The organism is Deltaproteobacteria bacterium (assembly GCA_020845775.1).
Classification (GTDB): Bacteria; Bdellovibrionota_C; UBA2361; order SZUA-149; family JADLFC01; genus JADLFC01.
The window spans coordinates 1-18970 of the sequence record JADLFC010000025.1 but is presented as its reverse complement, the minus strand read 5'-3'; the positions used below and the strand labels follow the sequence as shown (position 1 = coordinate 18970).

General features: G+C 45.6%; 18 protein-coding genes and 3 tRNA genes. 9 read left to right on the top strand and 12 right to left on the bottom strand.

Annotated elements, in window-relative coordinates; translation table 11 throughout:
- Window positions 1–10: 10 nt before the first annotated feature.
- The 8 genes from IT291_01505 to IT291_01470 form a co-directional block, all read right to left on the bottom strand.
- Complete coding sequence (locus IT291_01505) at window positions 11–1987, bottom strand: type IIA DNA topoisomerase subunit B (GenBank protein MCC6219896.1); 1977 nt, start codon at window positions 1985–1987, stop codon at window positions 11–13.
- A 43-nt stretch (window positions 1988–2030) separates the two neighbouring features.
- Complete coding sequence (locus tag IT291_01500; protein ID MCC6219895.1) at window positions 2031–4271, bottom strand: DNA topoisomerase 4 subunit A; 2241 nt, start codon at window positions 4269–4271, stop codon at window positions 2031–2033.
- Between the two features lie 186 nt (window positions 4272–4457).
- Window positions 4458–5720: a ParA family protein gene (locus IT291_01495; GenBank protein ID MCC6219894.1), complete on the bottom strand. Its 1263-nt coding sequence runs from the start codon at window positions 5718–5720 to the stop codon at window positions 4458–4460.
- 25 nt (window positions 5721–5745) lie between these two features.
- On the bottom strand, window positions 5746–6144 hold the full coding sequence (locus IT291_01490; protein ID MCC6219893.1) for a response regulator: 399 nt from the start codon (window positions 6142–6144) through the stop codon (window positions 5746–5748).
- Window positions 6145–6178: 34 nt separating this feature from the next.
- Window positions 6179–7093, bottom strand: coding sequence for a type II secretion system F family protein (locus IT291_01485; GenBank protein ID MCC6219892.1), 915 nt, complete (start codon window positions 7091–7093; stop codon window positions 6179–6181).
- A 5-nt stretch (window positions 7094–7098) separates the two neighbouring features.
- Entirely contained in the window at window positions 7099–7953 is an 855-nt protein-coding gene (locus tag IT291_01480) for a type II secretion system F family protein (GenBank protein MCC6219891.1), read from the bottom strand.
- A gap of 22 nt (window positions 7954–7975) precedes the next feature.
- Entirely contained in the window at window positions 7976–9679 is a 1704-nt protein-coding gene (locus tag IT291_01475; protein MCC6219890.1) for a CpaF family protein, read from the bottom strand.
- A gap of 20 nt (window positions 9680–9699) precedes the next feature.
- A complete protein-coding gene (locus IT291_01470; protein MCC6219889.1) occupies window positions 9700–10740 on the bottom strand; it encodes a hypothetical protein in 1041 nt (346 codons plus the stop codon).
- A gap of 375 nt (window positions 10741–11115) precedes the next feature.
- Between IT291_01470 and IT291_01465 the strand changes: the two genes are divergently transcribed.
- The 3 genes from IT291_01465 to IT291_01455 all read left to right on the top strand — a co-directional run bounded on the left by IT291_01465 (window position 11116) and on the right by IT291_01455 (window position 12984).
- Window positions 11116–11556 carry a hypothetical protein gene (locus IT291_01465; GenBank protein ID MCC6219888.1) on the top strand — a complete coding sequence of 147 codons (441 nt, stop codon included), beginning with the start codon at window positions 11116–11118 and terminating at the stop codon, window positions 11554–11556.
- Window positions 11557–11838: 282 nt separating this feature from the next.
- Window positions 11839–12021, top strand: coding sequence for a hypothetical protein (locus IT291_01460; protein MCC6219887.1), 183 nt, complete (start codon window positions 11839–11841; stop codon window positions 12019–12021).
- A gap of 9 nt (window positions 12022–12030) precedes the next feature.
- Window positions 12031–12984, top strand: a complete 954-nt coding sequence (locus IT291_01455; GenBank protein ID MCC6219886.1) for a hypothetical protein — start codon at window positions 12031–12033, stop codon at window positions 12982–12984.
- On the opposite strand, the gene IT291_01450 is transcribed toward IT291_01455, so the two are convergent.
- From IT291_01450 to IT291_01440, 3 genes are read right to left on the bottom strand one after another with little or no spacing between them, the layout of a single operon-like run.
- A complete protein-coding gene (locus IT291_01450; protein MCC6219885.1) occupies window positions 12981–14144 on the bottom strand; it encodes an MFS transporter in 1164 nt (387 codons plus the stop codon). The two genes, IT291_01455 and IT291_01450, sit on opposite strands and share 4 nt — an antisense overlap.
- A 3-nt stretch (window positions 14145–14147) precedes the next feature.
- A complete protein-coding gene (locus IT291_01445) occupies window positions 14148–14546 on the bottom strand; it encodes a response regulator (protein ID MCC6219884.1) in 399 nt (132 codons plus the stop codon).
- A 19-nt stretch (window positions 14547–14565) separates the two neighbouring features.
- Window positions 14566–14973, bottom strand: coding sequence for a response regulator (locus IT291_01440; GenBank protein MCC6219883.1), 408 nt, complete (start codon window positions 14971–14973; stop codon window positions 14566–14568).
- A gap of 90 nt (window positions 14974–15063) precedes the next feature.
- Between IT291_01440 and IT291_01435 the strand changes: the two genes are divergently transcribed.
- From IT291_01435 to IT291_01410, 6 genes are all read left to right on the top strand, one after another.
- A complete protein-coding gene (locus IT291_01435) occupies window positions 15064–15675 on the top strand; it encodes a polyisoprenoid-binding protein (protein MCC6219882.1) in 612 nt (203 codons plus the stop codon).
- Window positions 15650–17680, top strand: coding sequence for a BatD family protein (locus IT291_01430; GenBank protein MCC6219881.1), 2031 nt, complete (start codon window positions 15650–15652; stop codon window positions 17678–17680). The genes IT291_01435 and IT291_01430 overlap by 26 nt, the downstream gene beginning before the upstream one ends.
- 69 nt (window positions 17681–17749) lie before the next feature.
- Window positions 17750–17822 (top strand) — tRNA-Thr (locus IT291_01425).
- Window positions 17823–17851: 29 nt separating this feature from the next.
- Window positions 17852–17934, top strand: a tRNA-Tyr gene (locus IT291_01420).
- Between the two features lie 99 nt (window positions 17935–18033).
- A tRNA-Gly gene (locus IT291_01415) sits at window positions 18034–18110 on the top strand.
- Window positions 18111–18241: 131 nt separating this feature from the next.
- Window positions 18242–18595, top strand: a complete 354-nt coding sequence (locus IT291_01410) for a zinc ribbon domain-containing protein (GenBank protein ID MCC6219880.1) — start codon at window positions 18242–18244, stop codon at window positions 18593–18595.
- A gap of 62 nt (window positions 18596–18657) precedes the next feature.
- Here the strand turns inward: IT291_01410 and IT291_01405 are convergent, their stop codons facing one another.
- Window positions 18658–18807, bottom strand: coding sequence for a hypothetical protein (locus tag IT291_01405; GenBank protein MCC6219879.1), 150 nt, complete (start codon window positions 18805–18807; stop codon window positions 18658–18660).
- Window positions 18808–18970: the final 163 nt, after the last annotated feature.

Sequence of the window (18970 nt, the reverse complement as noted above, 5' to 3'; positions counted from 1 at the left end):
AGCTTTTGCTCTATACTATGGGTTCGAGTTGAGCAGCATAGGTTTGAATAAGTTCGTACCTGCCTGACGAGTCATTCCCCATTAGCACATTAAGGGCATCCCAGGTTTTAGCCTCATCGGCCGTAGTTACCCTTAACAGCGTGCGAGTTGCTGGATCTAAAGTCGTCTCCCAAAGGGTTTCAGGATTCATCTCGCCCAAACCCTTGTATCTAACAATTTTTGGCGAAGATAGTTTATGTTGCCTTATTACTTGCTCAAGTTCATCATCGCTATATGCCCAATAGGCATTCTCTAAGCCCCCCCTCTTCTTTTTACCACCTGAAGCTTTTCCGGTCTTCTGCGTAGAATTCTTATCTGGGAATATGCCATAAAGTGGCGGTCGTCCAAGATACAATGCCCCACACTCAATCAGCGGCCTAAAATAAGAAAAAAAGAATGCCAACAACAAAGTGCTAATGTGCATTCCATCCGCATCGGCATCGGTAAGGATGATTACCTTACCATAGCGGAGTTTGGCCTTACTAAACTTATCGCGAATGCCACTTCCTAAGGCGGAAATGATATTGGACAACTCCTTATTTTCTAAAATATTCTTTCCAGAAGCAGCGATGGTGTTTAAAACCTTGCCACGCAAAGGCAACACTGCCTGAAAATGCCTATCTCTCGCCTGCTTAGCACTGCCACCGGCACTATCTCCCTCTACGATAAAAAGCTCAGTCTGATCTTGCCTAGTGCCACTACAGTCAGCCAACTTACCGGGAAGATTTAGGCGGTGACTCACTCCAATTTTTCTCGTTACGCTTTGCTGCGCTGCGCGCGAGGCAACCCGAGCCCTGGCAGCTAAAATGACGCGATTTGCTACAGCCTGTGCCACCGTCTGCTTTTCATTTAACAGACGCTCAAGACTTCTCACAGCTGATTCAACTATTGGCGTCACTTCTGGATTGTTTAGCTTGCTCTTTGTTTGCCCCTGAAACTGCGGACTAAAATCACTGCTCGGAAGCTTAACGGACACCAAACATAAAATGCCCTCGCGAATATCCTCCGAAATTATTTTTACACCCTTTGGCTGCAAGTCATGGACATTTATATAATTGCGCACAGCCTTTAGAATGCCGTTCCGCGCACCTATCTCATGCGAGCCGCCCTCCGTAGTATGTATGCCATTTACATACGACCAAAACTCCTCCTTATTCGACTCCGTCCATGCTAAAGCAATTGACACATGAGTGCCATTTATACTCTCAATGTGGAAAGCCTCCCCACCCACAGGCTCTAAACTCCTTGCCTCCAATAATTCCTTTAAATATGAGCTAAGCCCATTGTCGTACTCAAATTCTTCTCGACTCTGCCTCGCCTCATCTACAAACAAAAGCTTAAGCCCGGGATTTAAGTAAGCCTTGGTCTGCACTAGAGATCGAACTACGCTCGGCGAAAATTGCGTTGAGGAAAAAATCTGCGAATCTGGCCTAAAAAACATCTCCGTGCCAGTGGTATTTACATCTCGCTTAGTAACCTTAATCGCTCCCTGTGGGATACCCCTAGCAAACCGCTGCGCATATTCCTTGCCACCTCGCCTAACCGTCGCTATCAGTTCCTCACTTAAGGCGTTTACGACAGATGTTCCCACGCCGTGCAGGCCACCTGCAGTTGCATAGTTCTTGTCGCTAAATTTTCCGCCGGCATGAAGCGTTGTGAGAATTAACTCCAGAGTTGGTCTATTGAACTTGGGATGTTTTTCAACCGGAATTCCGCGACCATTGTCCGATATCGTCACGCTACTTCCGTCCGCATGCAAACAAACCTCTATCCGCGTGGCATATCCATTCATGGCCTCGTCCACGCTATTATCTAGTATCTCAGATACGAGTTGATGAAGCCCCGCAGGAGTGTCAGTGCCAGCAATAAACATCCCGGGCCGCTTTCGCACCGGTTCTAAGCCTTCCAAAACCTCTATGTCTGCTGCTTCGTATCTTCCCTGCGCCATTAACTAGTTCCCCACAATATTCTTGCTCTTTTACAACATCACACTACGCCAAGCCTACAACGCGAATGCTCTTCTTAGCCACCTTGAGGCCACGACTGGCGCGCTTGCCGAGGCCAAGTGCGCTAACATCAACCTTTCGCTTTGCACCTTCTACTGTTAAAATCGTTACCCCATCATGTTTAGCGACACATGCAGCTATGACCAAAGCATCTCCTTTGGGCAGCCGCTGCAAGATAACGCCTTTGGCCGCTCCGCCAAGCAATGGAAGCTCGCTCCTCAATATACAAAGGCCGTATCCCTGTTCGCTTACTAGTAAGAGCATCTCTTTGTTTAACGCCAAAACTCCGCCTATTACATCGCCAGCTCCCAACTTCATGAGGCGCTTTCCTATTTTTTTTGTATCCGACAACACATTCTTATGGAAACGAAAACCCAGGCCGTGTTTGGAATATATCAGCATTTCCTGTTCGCCCATCTTGACTTCGCCACTCTCATCCCTCTCGACGATCACACATGCAGCAATTTGCTCTCCATCTTGAAACTTAAAGAGTTTTTGGACAGGCTCGCCAAAGCCGGACGTCGCAGTTATATCTGAGACCCTGGAGACAAACGCGTTCCCCATTGTCGAAAAAATCGCAAGCGAGTCTCTAGTTGAAGCATCTAGGGCATACAATACGCTATCGCCCTGCCGCACTCTTGTGGAAGACGGATCATTTGCACTCTTAATGCGCTTTATCCAACCGTCCTTAGATACTATTACCTTCACGTCTTCATGCTGAACATACGCTTCTTTTACGTACTCCAGTTCCGCAAACTCATTTAATACCTTAGACCTTCTCTTGTCACCAAATTGCGCCGAAATGCGCTCTAACTCGTCGGCAATTAGCCGCTTCAATGCCTTCTCGCTAGACAACAAAGCATTGATCTCGTTCACCCTTGAAGTCTTGTGCTCAAGCTCACCTTCCACCTCATCGATGGAAGTTTTTGATAATTGGTAAAGCCTAAGGTCAACTATAAAAAGAGCTTGTTCTTCAGATAACTTAAAAGCCTTCTCTAACCGCTTAGCCGCATCTCCCCTCCCCTCGCTCTTTCTAATTAAGTCGATCACCTTCTCTAAGAAGGGAAATATCAAGACTAATCCATTTAACAAATGAATGCGTGCTTCCAAGTTCCGCTTTTCAAACATCAGTTTCTTGCGCACAACTTCTAAACGGAAATCGACGAAGTGTTCCAGCATTGCGCGAAGTGACAACAACATTGGCTTTCCCGATAGTGGATTTTTGGTCGGCACTAAAGCAGTTAAATTTACGTTAAAATTTGCCTGCAACGCTGTGTGTTTAAACAAATATGCCAATACGCTATCCGTATTGGCGTCAGGAGCAACTTCCGTCACTATTCGCACTTCGTCGGTAGACTCATCGCGAACATCCAACAACTGCGGCAACTTTTTTTCCAAGATTAAATCTGCTATCTTTTCTACCAACACAGACTTATCGATGGCATAGGGAATCGACGTAAATACCAACAATCGCTTTCGCCCATGCTCTTCCTCCATAAAGCTCGCGCGCATGCGAATGGCACCCTTGCCTGTGCTGTATATTTCTTCTAACTCGGAACGAGTATTTAATAATTCGCAGCCAGTAGGAAAATCTGGTCCTTTAATTACTTTCAACAAGCTAGCATCGCTAATACTTGGCTCTTCTAGAATAAGAAGTATAGCATTTATTACCTCCTTCAGATTATGCGGGGGTATTGCCGTAGCCATACCAACGGCAATACCACTCGCGCCATTAATTATGAGGTTTGGAATGCGCGCAGGAAGAACGACCGGTTCTTTTACAGTTTGATCGAAGTTATCGCGCTCAAAAACCGTCTCTTGATTAATATCCCCTACTACTTCTAGCGCAATAGGCGTTAGTCGCGCTTCGGTATATCGGTAGGCAGCAGCTGCATCGCCATCCAATGAGCCAAAATTTCCCTGTCCATCTACCAAGGGATAGCGCAGCGAAAACTCCTGAGCCATGCGCACCATGGCATCATAACAGGCAGTATCGCCATGGGGATGAAAGCGCGCCAGCACTTCGCCCACAACCGCAGCCGACTTTCTGTGCGCCTTCTCCGGCACCAAGCGAAGGTTCTTATACATTGCGTATATAATCCTTCGCTGCACCGGCTTTAGTCCATCTCTAACATCGGGTAGTGCTCGCCCACTAACCACGCTAAGTGCATACGTTAGATAACGATTTTGCGATTCTTCAACTAATGCTACGTCAATTACTGGCACTGCTATGTGTCTCCTAACTCTATTGTCGCTATTCTCGCTGCAAATTCAAATATACCGTTCCCAAAAAGTAAGTTAAATATTTTACTTTTTGGAAACGGTATAAACCAAACAGGATAGCTCTCATCACAATTCTTGCTGAAGACTTTATAATAATCGAATTAACTTTTGGCAACGCCCTCAGGCGCTTTAGTGAGGACCTACTAACTTTTGGATTTTTTTTCGAACCTTATCATATAGGTGCGGATGTTCGACATCTCTCCGGAATGGAATCATGCTGGAAGCTATTTTCTGCAATGACTCTACTACGGCTGGCTCTGCCAAATCATATAAACTCTCACCCGGCGCGCCCCATTGTCGCCCTTTTTCGGAAAAGGGAATGGTATAAAGCGCAGCAGAATCGGGAAACAATTCTAGATCGTGAAGCTCCAATCCCAAATCTTTTGGAGATAAGAGGCGACCTGTATAGGCATTTAGGACGACACTCCACTTGCCTAGGTCAAATTCGCTCTCATCGTCAGATGCCTTATACAAGCGCTCGAGGTTGTCTATACTCCTGCGAACCGACATTCCGTCATCATCCGTAACTAGTAACACGTATTTACTAAGCGGCAACACGGCAAAGGTCGCGATACCCCAAGATCTTCCGCTGTCGACGACAATAATATCAAATTCCTCCTGCAAAACATTTAGAAGTGAACCGACAAAAACCGCGCTGCTAGGCGCACCATCTATTACATCTGCCTTGAAGTGGAAACTATCCTGATACTGCTCTGGCTGCCCAACCACTACTAACTTTCCTTCATATCCCTCGACCGGAAAAACCATCTCATTGATTCTCTCCCGATCTACCGCACCCTTCGTCAAAAACTCTAAAACTACCTTTCGTTGCGCTATACTTACCCGTCCCCACTGCGTGATCTGTGGATTTAAATCGTCAAAATCCAACAATGCAACCGACAGACCGTGTCGCGCCCAACAAGCCGCCAGGCCTGCGGCCACTGTCGAACCTCCAACGCCACCTTTAAGTTGAGCAATAGTAACAACGCCGCGGTTTTTAAAACCAGAAGTATGACCGGCGAGATCCTCGCAGTCCATGACAAAATCGACCATCTGACCAACATCGGCAACTGCAATGATTCTAATGCTCAGATATTTGCGGAGTTCAACCGCTTGCTCGGCATAAACATCATTGCTAACCACTAGAGCAAGTGGCAGCGTCGGAAAAGTCGCGCGAAGTTTTTCTATCGCTCTTTCCACGTGCTCGTGACAACCTGGCCCCAAAAAGCAACAAAAAGGCAAATCCTTTTCCTTCGCTACAATGCCTAAAAAATCAAAGCCGCCACTAACCACATCAATGCGCCGAAGATCAGCCTGTAGCAACGCATCTTGAATTCGCAAGACTAGCGTATTGCGAAGCTCCTCATCAGAATCTATAACTAATATCTTCATTATGTAGCGAAAAACAAAATATAGACTAGTCGGAACACTCTTTTAAAGTTTCCTCAATTACTTGCACGAGATCTTCCTTGGCAAAGGGCTTTTGCAAAAAAGCATCAGCACCTTGCAACAATGCCCACTCACATGCTTCTTCTTCACCCTCCGAAGTAACAACCACTACGGGTATCTCTGCATGTGCACGCTTAATATCCCTGCATAGCTGAAAACCATCCGCCATTGCCTTCCCATCTTCATCCAACAACATTAAATCCAACAGCACTATATCTGGTTCTTCGGTGAGCAACAGTTCCACAATCCCCGTCGGCAAAGCCGTATAAACGCTTACTCTATAGCCAGCCTCGCTAACAATATTGGCAATAATAGCCGCCTGCGATGGCGAGTCTTCAATTATTAACACATGAATCGCGCTACCCACTTGCTATACCCCTCTATAATCCACATCTATTTACTCACAAAGCCCCAAAGCTGCCCCTTAAGCCGGTTGCGGCTGGTGCAAGCAAAATAGCAAAATAACAAAGAAATAGCACCATGGTAATTACGAGAGCTTTGCCCGGAACCGCCGCTAATCGCTTATCTAGCCCCGCGTAATAACTGCGCTCCGAATCCTGAGCAATCCCCGCCAAAGCTTGTGTCATATCACCCCCGTGTTCCATTGCCTGTATGAGCGCAAACATCACTCGACTCACGGACTCTTCTTCGCGAAGCCTCTTTGCAACCCACTCGAGCGCTTCAGACCATGTATATCCTCTTTGAGCAAGCCAATGAGCCTTGCGCAACTCCTTAATGAGTGGATGTCTTGGGTATTCCAAGGCCACTGCTTCCACGACCTTATCTAAGGCTACAGAAATATCCCAGCCAGCACTAGTAGCGAGGTTCGTCAAATCCACTACCAATGGTAGCTCCCTCTGAATATCCTCTTTTCGACCGACGATCTTTCGACTAAGAAACAGGTGAGGCATAACGACGACAAAGGCAAAGCCAAATATTGCGGTCACGCTTGCATAGTAGGTCGAAAAATTAAAGCAAGCAAAAATTACTAGAAGCGGCCAACTCAAGTAACACCCCAGTCGAATTAAAACAAATCGCCCGTGATCGCTAGCCTTCTCCAGACCCGCTTCGCGCATTTTCGCTTCCATGTCCTCATATAGTGTCAGTACACTTTCGTTCCGGACGCTCCCAGACTTACCAAATGCCTTTCCCAACATCTCAAACCACTTCTCTAAATTCTCTCCCCAACCACCCCCGACACTTTCAGCTGAAGACAATTTAAAGCGCCCAAGCTCACGAAAGGTCAAACACTCTCCCTGAACAAAGTACGAGCACATCCACAAACAAATAACGGCAACTATCAAGCCCTCAAACATTTTAGCTACACCCTCAAAGCCGTGATCTTCCTAAAACACACAAAGCATAGCATCTGTACCGCAACCGCAACTTGCATTACGTACCCGACACCACCGCCATATTTAAACGCATCCAAAATATAATCGGGCTCATTGACCAACAAGAACAAAGGAGCCGTAAACGAAAGCGCAAAAATTACGAGAAACGCTTGTTTTATTCCTACTAAATCTCGCGATGCGCGTTCCAACACGGCCTGCTGCTCTCTCACTTTTAGCCCGAGTCTTCTAAAGGGAGTCAATACCTGTCCGCCAGTATCCGCAAACATTTTTATTGTAATAGTAAGAGCAACCGCCTCCTTACCGGCGATATGCCGACCAATTATTTCCAAAGCCTCTGCCAGAGGAATGCCCCTTTTAAGCATGCTAACGACATTGCTAAATTCCCTTTTCAAGATGCCGTTTGAAAGAGCATTTGTGGCGTGCTCCACTGAAAGCTCCATACTGTATCCCGTTTGCAAAGAAGCCGTAAGCACATCTATAAAACCGGGAAGACTTGAAACGACCTTCCGCCTCCTATTCTCCGCACGGATGCTGAGATACGTAAAACAATAATAACATGAGATCGTAGGTGCCGCGGTTAAACCTACAACCCACCCAAGAGTGAACCAACACACCGCGCTTGCGATAAGAGCAGTCGCGATTATCATCATCACGTAAATTGGAGCAGGCATTTCTATGCCAGCTCTGTACAACTTTTCAGTAAAGCTATCCTTGTCGATTAGCGCCCTAATCCTCTTTGCCTCTTGTCCCTTACGCTTTAGGGCATCTAGGCGCTCACTAGCCTTACTCTTAAGTAATTTTAGGCGCTCGCTTTCTCGCATTCTACCACACCCTTATCTATTTTTATGCGCCCGCTTGCGACGCCTCTCTTTCTGGCAGCTTGTCTTCTGGACTCAACAAACCCGGACCCGCTCTAAGCTCTACCCCTCTTTCTGCTATGCGCTTAAGCCAGTAAGAGTCCTTAGTCATCATTCGCCAAGACCTCTTTCCGCCCTTCATGCCCTCATACTTAACCAACGGCCTCACCCTAAAATCAAATCCCTCTGGTGGCAGCACCTCGGCTACTTCCATCAAACATGGACGACCGTCAACTTTGCCCATGCGTATAGTAATATGCAAAGAGCGCGCTATGCGACGCATTATGCTTTCCTGCGGCGCCGATTCGTAAGCTGCAACGACATCTAGTAGTCTCCACAGGCTATCGCTCGAGGAGTCGGCGTGAATAGTTGCAATTGAGCCAGCATGGCCAGTTTCAAGAGCCCTTAGGAATAGACGACCCTCCTCATCTCGAATCTCACCCACGACGATTCTATGAGGCGCACGGCGCAAAGCCGCCTTTAGCAACTCGGGCATTTTTACCTCGCCCTGACCCTGTGCATTAGCTGGACGAGAAACCAGTTTCTCTAGATGCGCTGTTGGCACAAAAATTTCTGGCACGTCTTCGATTGTGATTATTCGCTCATCTGCCCCTACAGCGCTTAGTATGGCTGTAGTCATTACCGTCTTTCCGGAACCGGTTGGTCCAAGCACTAAAATGTTTGCTTCTCCAGATACAACTAATTCAGCTAACCAAGCTGCTAGCGTAGCTGGAAGAGTTTTCGTGTTCAAAATGTCGTAGAATGAGATTTTTTGCAGACGCGGTATGCGAATACAAACGCGCGGCTCGTCTCCGTCTAGGATCGACGGATCGATTGCACTAACTCGGCTCCTCCAATTGTCGTCTAGTGCGCAATCTACTATGGGAGAACTAATATTAAGCACTCTGTCCACTGACTGCAACATCGCATTTACATAAGCCTTATACTCTCCGGCATTGCGAAAAGAAAAAGGCGTCTCTATTGCTTGACCCTTGCGAATCACTTTAATGCTGCTGTGATTATCTATAAAAATGTCAGTTATTCCCTCGTCGTCGTATAATGGCTGTAACGGTCCTTTTCCCGCTAGTAGGCTAAATAACTCCTCAAAAGCATTTTCGCGGTCTGCTTCCGTAATTCGCATCTCTTCGCTAAGCATTTGACTGGCCACTTCGACTGCTCGTCTCACGGCAGTTTTGAGATCTATTTCTATATTGCCATCACTAGGAAGTATTTCGTTTAACATTTTCCGCGCCTGCGGCACTAATACCTCAACCTGAGGTGAGTTGCTTTTCTTGTTAGCCTGCCACCAAGCTAATTCCTCTCGAGAGTTTTTTACTACTAAAGCTCCACTGGACGATTTTCTTTTCTTTCTAATAAACTTTAAGGCAGAGGACGCAGATGGAGATCTTTCGATTTCGTCTTGAGCTATGGCGGGACTAGACGTACCGACGACATTCGCAGCTTTTATCGAACGAGCAGACTCCTCGACAAGCTCGCTTAACAGTTGCTCCGCTTCCTGCATCCCGGCAGCGACGCGCGATTTGCTTGTCTCCTCGACAGACTCATCGCTAGCGTTGACATTTGCGACGCCCGTCGGGAGTAAGTTCTTGCGTTGGGTAAGCAATACTTCGTCCGTAGACGCCTTAAATCCTGGCTTTGCCTTCTGCAACTGCTTTAGTAGTCCGGCCATTATACTTCACTGCTCGCGTCTTACTTATTTACCTCTACCCCCATGAAGGGATATAAGGGCTCTAGCCCAGTTCTGGCATTACGCCGATCGCCGTCGTTAGTCGTAGTGTCATTTGTATCATTTGCGCTTCCCGAAGAATTAGTAGGCTCTTGCATAGCGTAGTCATAAAGTGGTGACACTTGCCCATTTGGATTAATGACATAGATTTTTCCATCTTCGTCAATGCTATACTTTACTCCTTGACCGGTAACCCAGGCATAGCTAGAGAAACTACCAGGCCGCCTTTGTTGGACCTTCTCCAGACCTACATAGCGAGTAGCAGTTTTATTGCCAGCTGCTGATCTGACTCCTAATTTGGCCTGCAAATCGTGGACATTTGACACTACGCGCCCGCTAAAAGGGCTTGGGCCATTTTCCGCTAGCTCGAAATAAGAAAACTGCCCCATCGCTCGAATCTCCTGCAAAAATAGTGCAGCCGGTGGCGAAAGGCGAATCTGCGAGAAATTGCCATTAGATTTTTCAACCCAGGCCTCGTCGGCCACAAGCGCCGATTGTCCGGACGAATTCTGTATAGCTATGGCAATTCGCGCACCCCGTGCTGGCGCTAGAGTATTAAACTGAACACCCAAGGCAACGGTCGCCATGCGAATACTTTCTAGCTTCAGCTCAATCGCATTTTCCAAAGGATCTTGCGGTTCCGAATCATCCCTTGTGCGATAGTCGGTTAAGAGTGCTTTGGCCAATGGATACCCAGCGGGAATTGGACCAATGGCCATTTTGCCAAACACCTCTCGATAATCACTCACGACGTCTGACGGCAATGTATTTATGGGCCTAGCTTCGATAGCAAGAGAATCTTCGGAGATTGCCGCTCCGGCTTCCAGTGAGTCAATTGCAACTATGACTTCCCTTGTCGGCACTGCTGCCGACGCGGACGACTGTTCCGAGCTGCTGCGATCCTGCAGGAAATTAGAAGCTAGCAATATCAAGAGTACAAATATGGCGATAGGGAAATGCCATCTCGAGTAGGTAGTATTTACAATGGCAGGATGGACGCGCATAGGCTAGCCTCAGCAATTTAAAAAATACCCTGTGTTACTACAAGTAAATAATCGACATTTAAGGAAACTACCTTAAGGCCGAATCACCCGACCCTGGGCCTTAGGACTATTTGATTTCACTGAGATGTTTGGCACCATAGTGCAGAGCTAGGCCAAATTTGCTAGGATATTTATCCCATTTACAAAAAGGATTTTTGTAAATGGGATAAACAGCAAGTGCGTAAGCACTTGCCAATAAACAACAAATACTGTTTCCAAAAAGTAAAATATTTAACTTACTTTTTGGAAACGGTATAAGTAAGTTCGGTAACAAACTAACGATGGAGACGGAAATTGTCCCAAAACACTGAAAAACGTAAAGTATTCGAGGAATTAATGAACGGCGACCACGTGCTCGTGCACCTAAACAGCTGTGTAAAAAGCTGCATTGTCCCTGAGCATTTGGCTGACAATCCAGGCCTTACCCTAAAACTTAGCTATTTGTTCCAGGGCGATACTACCCATGACGATGAGGCAATTACGACATATCTAAAGTTTTCAGGGAAGTACCAAAAATGCGTACTTCCCTGGAGCTGCATCTGGGGAATGACTGGCGACAAAGGCGAACAGAGGACTTGGCCCAAGGATATTCCCAAAGAATTATTTTTTCAGGCTGCAAAACAACAGCTTTCGGCTATTAGCAAGAAACTGTTTAAAGTCGAACGCGGCGCGGGCACACCCTCACCACACGAACATGCTTCGGTAGCTAAGGAACCGGATAATCAGACAGCTCCTCACGCTACTAAGGAGAAAGGCCATTTGAGGCGCATTAAATGATTATTGGCAATATTTTGTTCTTTACAAATACCAGCGCCAGCTAAGAGGTCGTGTCAGAATATTCGCTCAGAGATCTCATATGTTGACACCTTAGCAAGTAGAAAGCAAAAAACCTCAATAATACAAGGGCCATTAATTGGCTCATATCGTGCTTTGTGCACTAATTGAGAGATCGCGAAAAAGACGCCCTTAACGTCCGGGAGAAACAAACCGATAATCCACATAGGGCTATAATTTTTCACCAGCTCGCTTAAAGAATAGCCAATGTAACTGTTATCTGCTATGAACAAAAAATCAAAAGAAACACATTCTTGGTCAGTAACAGATTCGGCAAACAAAGCTATAGAGAAAATCTGTGATGAGTTTTATTTTCTTGCCGAAGCTGTGGAATTAATAGCTGAGATTTTCAAGGAAAAGGATGACGTCGGCCCGTCTCGATCAGACTCTAATCTACCTCTCCACTAGAGGTGTTAATTGAGTCATATCTTTTCCAAGAGCAAGGCCTTGTCGCTGCTCTTATTAGCAATTCTTAGCTCTTGGCAATTATCATTCGCTCAGGAGCCGAGCGACGAGCAAATATCCTCCCAGAGTATTGACCAGACGATAGCGAAAGATAGTGGGCAAGATAGCATCTCAACGAGGCACTTTCTCAAAGTCCTTAGAGAACCAAGCAATGGGGGTAAATCCATAGCGCTTCAGACAGCAATAAAAACGTATTGCATACCGAACGACCGAAGCGAGTGTATTTTTGTCGACTTAATCGCAGCTGTTCACATCGGAGATCCTAAATACTACCAAATGCTTAACAAAGAGTTTGAAAAGTACGACGCATTGCTATTTGAGTTAGTAGCACCAGAGGGCAATGCCATTCCCGTTTCTCACTCAGCCGGCAACAATTCAATTTCAGCTCTACAGATGGGATTGAAGCAGCTCTTAGAACTCGAATTTCAGCTCGACAAGGTAGATTACAGCAAAACAAATTTCGTCCATGCCGATCTTTCGCCGGCAACCTTATTCGAACTGTTTCGCAAACAAGAGGGCGGAATAGGCGCTATCGTATTTCAAATATTGATGCTTAGTTACGCCAAAGAGCAAGCCCACAAGGATGGTAGTCAAGACTTGGAGCTCCTAGCTGCCCTCCTTAGCCCCAAGCGAGCTTTGGCACTTAAGCGCATTTTGGCTAAGGAATTTGAGAGTTCTGCTGACATCGAGCTGCTTTTAAGGGGCCCACTGGGGCATACATTAGTTGGCGCACGCAATAGGGCAGCACTTGAGGTATTGGCAACAGAACTAAAAGCTAAGAAAAAAACCATTGGCATTTTTTATGGAGCTGCCCACATGGAAGACATGGAGAGGCAACTAAAGGAAAACTTTCATGCCAGGCTCGAGAACACTCGCTGGCTAGAAGCTTGGGATTTGCGGAACTAGGCAGTCTCCTCGGACGGCTTTAGCTTATAGGCAAAGTAGGCTGCAATTGCGGAAAGCGCTACGGACAACCAAAAAAGCTGACTTAAGTCGGACTTCTCTCCCAAAACATAGGCGCCAAGCCCTCCAACTAGGCGCCCTAATAGTGTTCCAATGCCACCACTAACTGCGATGAGAAGTGCTTGTCCCCTGTATCTGTGTTCAGAGGGCAACATGCTATGCATGAGCTTCATTGACGAAAGATGCAAACTTCCAAAACTAAAAGCATGAAATGTTTGCGACAGTATTATAACCCAGACGCTAGAACTAGTCGCGACGAGCACCCATCGCAATACCGTTAATAAAATGCTCCAGCGAAGCACCGTTACCAAAGAAAAATATTTTTCAATGGCAGTAAAATAAACAAAAATCACGACTTCTGCTACAACCCCTACGATCCAGGCAAGGGATATTAATTTGCCGTTACAGCCCAGTTGCTCAAGGCGCAAAGAAAAATATGTTACAAATAAACCACCAGCCGCCCAGGAAAACATGGATGCCAAGAGAAACAGAATCAAACTCTTGCTATAAATGCTTGCAAAAAACGTTTTAAAAGTGTGGGCTCGTTTTTTTTCCTTCTCAAAACTTACCTCCGGCACCAAGGTGCTTGCAGCGCATAATAACCCAAGGATAAACAAACCACTAAGTAACGTGCTGCTAATTCCAAACTCATCCCGTTGCCATCCCAGGACGAAAACGGTAATCATAAAACCCACCGAACCCCATAACCTTACCCGACCATATTCAATGGTTGCGCCCACATCATCCCGAATAGCATCAGCATCTACTACCCCTAAGATGGATTTATGAACAAAGAGGCACAAAAACCAAATAACCAACACTGCAAAAAAGGATTTAAAGCAATATAATAGAAAGAACAGAAAACATGCTGCCACACTACATTGTAGCAACACCTTTCTAGTATGTGGCTTTTGGTAAAGATAGGACGTAAGCAGCAGAGGTCCCAAGAGATTGGCTAAACTCTCCGAAGCAGACACGAGTGCAATTTGAAAAGGGAGCAATCCGATATTTCTACAATATAGCGGAAAGAATCCCGTTATTAAGCCTTGAAAACTAAAGAACAGTAAGTAAAAAGAAGAATACGTAAGGGAACGCGAGTTCATAAATCATCGCTTAATTCCCAAGGCGCGATTGATCTTTTCCTCGAGCACTTTTGCGCTAAAAGGTTTCACTATGTAGTCAGTCACTCCGGCTTCAATTGCACTAACTATTTTCTCTCTATCGTTTTGTGCAGTAATCATCAAAAAGGGAACTGTCTTATAACTCTCCTTGGATCTCACGGCTACAAGTAAATCAAAACCGTTCATCTTCGGCATATTCCAGTCAGCAATAATCAAGACGAGCTGATCTGTAGACTCGATTTGGGCCAAAGCATCCAGTGCATCTTTGCCGTCTACAGCCTCAACAACTCTGCGAAAGCCCATGTTTCTAAGCATCATCGAAGTAATCATTCGCATATCATCCTGATCTTCGACTAGCAGTATTTTACTATTGGGTGTATCCATTACTTAGCTATTAGTTGACTCATGAATTTTCCTGAAAATTTAGGTTATCTCTTAACTTAGCCTCTAGGAGACGAGTATTAAATGGCTTAACGACATAGTCCGTGACACCTGCGTCCTTAGCACTTAAAACATTTTCTAATTCATTTTCTGACGTAACCATTAAAAACGGTATGTACTTAAGAGCTGCACTCTTCCGAACTTCTTTTAACAAATCCAAGCCAGACATATTTGGCATGTTCCAATCGGCGATAATTAGATCGAGTTTTTGCGACATGGCCAGATTCCCTAAAATCTCCATAGCCTTTAGTCCGTCGACAGCCTCTAAAATGTTTCTTACCCCCATATGCCTTAATATTGTGCGAAGAATCATACGCATCTCGCCAATATCATCTACTATGAGAACGGTTGTATCAGTGGCATTTTTCATTTAATAATTATCGGACGATTAGCGATGAAATTAAACGTACTGCATTTACCTAATAATTGGAGGCGCTATAACATGAGTGTTTTATACCGTATGATGGTAGTTTTTTATTTTATAGGCGCAATTACTGCACCTCTTGAGGTTTTTGCTGCCGATTACGACATTGACGCTGAACATACGCATATCATGTTTCAGATTAAACACATGGGCATAAGTAACGTTAAGGGTAGTTTTGACAGGTTTCAGGGAACTTTTTCGTTTGATCCCGAAAACATCAAGGCCGCCAAAGCTTCAGCTAACATTTCCACGGAGAGCATTAACACTGGGGTAAAAAAGCGCGACGATCATCTTCGCTCCGATGAGTTTTTTGGTGCGGCAAAGCATCCAAGCATAACTTTTGTATCAAAGGAGATAAGCGAGATTGATGGGAACTCTTTTAAAGTAAGTGGAGATCTAAGCATCGCTGGTATTACTAAGCAAATTACTTTAGATGCCGAGTTTGGCGGGATAGCTAAAGATCCATGGGGGAATGAGCGTGCAGCTTTTAGCGCCAGCACTAAAATTAATCGCCACGATTTTGGCATTACCTGGAATAAAGTTTTAGAGACCGGCGGTCTTGTCGTTGGTGATGACGTAAAGATTTCCATAGAAGTAGAAGGCATTCGCAAACAGGAAAAGGCTGGGGAGAAATCTGCTCAAAAGTAGAACCACAAAGAGGCATATCGATATAGAGGCCTACAGCTGCGGAACGAGAATTTGTAGACGCAAGCAGTATTCTTCGTCTTCCTGTAGCCTCTACGCCTGGTGTTTTATTGCATGTCTCCTTTTAGGATTTAACAAGCCTTCTCGTGCCGATGTTAATGTTACCTACCACCTAGATCGCACTGCGACGACAATTGGCGAAGTTTTATACGCGCGCATAATTGTAACCGGAGAAGGCGCTGAAGGGCTTGCTACACCGGAGTTTACTGCAAACAAGTATTTTAAACCCGTTCTAAACGGACGTGATGTAGCTACGGCGGCCTATAACGAAAAGACGACCTCGCAGGTTATTTTCTCTTACGATTTATTTATTGACTCTAATATTCACTACGGCCTGTTTGACTTAGCTGATGCACGCATCACAATTGACGATAAAACTCATTCCCTATCATGGCCGCGAATAAGAATACTTAGCTCTACACCAAAGCAACTATCGCAAGAAAGCGCGTATCGCTTTTCCCACTCCACTGATGTTAAGACCGCCTATGTCGGCGAACAAATTGCGTACACGCTCGAAGCTGTAACCCCTCCTCTTACTAAGCACGTAACGATTAACTCGGCTGAATTCTTAAATTGCTGGAAGGAGGCGCTATTACCGATAAAAACTTCTACCATAAAAGCTCCCCAAGGAGGCGCTATCGTTTCTACTGAATCAACGGCGCTTTTTGCCACCGTAGGTGGAACTTTGCGCATCCCGGCCAGGACTATCACGCTTGAAATGCCGATACATAAAGGCGCGACTAAAGATACTGCGCCGGAGGAGACGTCTAATTCTTCCGCAGCGGACAACCGCGATGCCTTTTCGCTAGCATTTAACAGCGAGCATCTCATTAACGAACTAAGACGCGAGGAACTTCGATTTGAGCCCGGGAAGAAGAATTTTATCTTAAGTGCGCATCCATTTGTGGTCGACATAAAGCCACTGCCGCCTGTGCCAGCTGGGAATATCAACTTTTCCTACATTCCCGTTGGCGAAGTAAGCATTGCATCGAGCATAGATAATTCTAACGTCCGCTTGGGAGGAAGCGTAACTCTCAATATTCGCTTGTCCGGAGACGCCAATTTGAGGCCTCTAGAACTAGAAAAGCCATTAAATGATGACAATGCTGCTAACTTTAACTTTTTTTTTGATAAGCGCGAAGTAGTTTGCTCAGAAAAAAACGGGCGCTTGCAACATGAAAAGACTTTTCGAGTGGAGCTATTGCCAAAAAAAATTGGCATACAGCAAATTCCAGTTTTTAGTGTTCTAGTCTTTAACCCTAAATCACAAAGTTACGAGTTTCTGCGGAGTTCTTCGTCTTATGTTTTAGTGGAGCAGGCGTTTAGCAATGTGGTAGCAGACACATCGGCTAAAACTCTAGGCAATTCTAGCACTGCGCAGGATTCCGCTAAGCAGGAAGTAATTGCAATAGGCGAAGATTTGCGCCCCCAGGCGCAAGTTTCAACCATTGCCGACTGGAAGAAGAGGTTTGCAGTGAGTCCGAAAGCAAGAGATATGGCTATTATTTTTGTTCCGATAATAGCGCTAATTACTTGTTGGAGTATCAGTCGTAATAGAAACGCCGCTCTTAAAAACGCAGCGCCAAAGAACCGAGCGTATCGGGAAGCTAGCGTCAAATTAAGTAAACTCAATTTGAGTGCGGAGCAAAAGCCTTTCGATAAGTTGGCAAATATATTTTTTAACTACGTAAGTATGCGCTTAATAGACAGTGAGGCAGGAATTACGACTACCAAAGACATTAAGCAGGTTTTGGGAAAACACATTTCTGACGAAGTTTTAAGAAGTTCGGTTGAGAAATTTTTGGATGAACTTGACGCCCTGCGCTTTGGTTCTGTCCCGTTAATGGATGCGAAGCCAGAGAAATGTGCTAACCTACGAATAACACTTTCAAATTTGCTTAAAAAATGCGATAAACATCTATCTAAGACTAGCACAGACATTAAGTAGAAAATTGCTCCGCCAATGTGGATTTGACCAATGCGTAGCCCTTTGCTAACTTCTGCTAGTTTTTCGTGGGCTGGCGTAGCTCAATTGGCAGAGCAACTGACTTGTAATCAGTAGGTTGCGGGTTCAAGTCCCATCGCCAGCTTATTTTTTTAAGCATTTGTTTAAACATATGGAGGGGTGCCCGAGAGGCTAAAGGGGGCGGGCTGTAAACCCGCTGGCTTACGTCTACACAGGTTCGAATCCTGTCCCCTCCAAATAAATTTTTATCGCCATAGCCTTTGGGCAAAGGCGAACATAGCTTGCGTTAGGTTGCTTGTGGCTTAGACCTACGCTAAAGTAGCCAAACTTTTTTTGCGGGAGTAGCTCAGTTGGCTAGAGCATCAGCCTTCCAAGCTGAGGGTCGCGGGTTCGAATCCCGTCTCCCGCTCCACAATTCTTTTTTTGATATTTAGGAGTTAAAAAACCAATCGCACAAGTGCTTGGTTGGGAAACCGTAGTTTTCCAGCAGACTCCTTATTGGTTAAGTGTGATTCATACGAGGGGAGTGTTTCTTGAGACCTTATGCCAACTTACGAGTATAGATGTCCCAACTGTGGTGATTTTGAATTAGTGCAGAAGATTACAGATGAGGCCTTACGCACTTGTCCTACCTGTGGCAAAGCGGTATCCCGTTTAGTTTCGGCCGCCGCCTTTCATCTAAAGGGTTCGGGTTGGTATAAGACTGACTACGCAAGCTCTAGTGCAAGTAACAGCGCTACGCACGCGAGTAATCCATCGAAAGCTGGAGAGGAAAAGGATGCTGCTCCTAAATCCGATGATTCTAAGACTCCAGCCGATGCCGAAACGGCAAAAGGGGAAGCCAAATCCGATAGCAAAGCAGCTACAGAATCAAGCAGCAAGGCGAGTTCTTCTTAGCCCTTATCGCTTGCGTTTGCGTGAACAGCTCAGTATCCTAGTCTCTTCTCCAACTAACGTAACTAGGTCTTCGTTATAGCGTTGTTCGCCAGCTTCATTATGATGCCAATCGCGGCAAACGCCGTTATGGCATTCTTCCCAACAGGAAGGCTAAACCTCGACGTCTCAGCGCACACCTCGAGCTGCATCGAAATGCCATCGCGCGTCGGCAAAATCCGCCCAAGGCGTAGAAAAAATCTACGTTGCCTTGGCCTATACCGTTTCCAAAAAGTAAGTTAAATATTTTACTTTTTGGAAACGGTATTTGTTGTTTATTGGCAAGTGCTTACGCACTTGCTGTTTATACCATTTACAAAAATCCTTTTTGTAAATGGT

What these genes read in the sequence shown, in the direction of transcription:
- IT291_01505 (MCC6219896.1), bottom strand. Translation starts at nt 1,987, where the DNA reads ATGGCGCAGGGAAGATACGAAGCAGCAGACATAGAGGTTTTGGAAGGC.
- IT291_01495 (MCC6219894.1), bottom strand. Translation starts at nt 5,720, where the DNA reads ATGAAGATATTAGTTATAGATTCTGATGAGGAGCTTCGCAATACGCTA.
- IT291_01485 (MCC6219892.1), bottom strand. Translation starts at nt 7,093, where the DNA reads ATGTTTGAGGGCTTGATAGTTGCCGTTATTTGTTTGTGGATGTGCTCG.
- IT291_01480 (MCC6219891.1), bottom strand. Translation starts at nt 7,953, where the DNA reads ATGCGAGAAAGCGAGCGCCTAAAATTACTTAAGAGTAAGGCTAGTGAG.
- IT291_01475 (MCC6219890.1), bottom strand. Translation starts at nt 9,679, where the DNA reads ATGGCCGGACTACTAAAGCAGTTGCAGAAGGCAAAGCCAGGATTTAAG.
- IT291_01470 (MCC6219889.1), bottom strand. Translation starts at nt 10,740, where the DNA reads ATGCGCGTCCATCCTGCCATTGTAAATACTACCTACTCGAGATGGCAT.
- IT291_01465 (MCC6219888.1), top strand. Translation starts at nt 11,116, where the DNA reads ATGAACGGCGACCACGTGCTCGTGCACCTAAACAGCTGTGTAAAAAGC.
- IT291_01460 (MCC6219887.1), top strand. Translation starts at nt 11,839, where the DNA reads ATGAACAAAAAATCAAAAGAAACACATTCTTGGTCAGTAACAGATTCG.
- IT291_01450 (MCC6219885.1), bottom strand. Translation starts at nt 14,144, where the DNA reads ATGAACTCGCGTTCCCTTACGTATTCTTCTTTTTACTTACTGTTCTTT.
- IT291_01445 (MCC6219884.1), bottom strand. Translation starts at nt 14,546, where the DNA reads ATGGATACACCCAATAGTAAAATACTGCTAGTCGAAGATCAGGATGAT.
- IT291_01440 (MCC6219883.1), bottom strand. Translation starts at nt 14,973, where the DNA reads ATGAAAAATGCCACTGATACAACCGTTCTCATAGTAGATGATATTGGC.
- IT291_01435 (MCC6219882.1), top strand. Translation starts at nt 15,064, where the DNA reads ATGATGGTAGTTTTTTATTTTATAGGCGCAATTACTGCACCTCTTGAG.
- IT291_01410 (MCC6219880.1), top strand. Translation starts at nt 18,242, where the DNA reads ATGCCAACTTACGAGTATAGATGTCCCAACTGTGGTGATTTTGAATTA.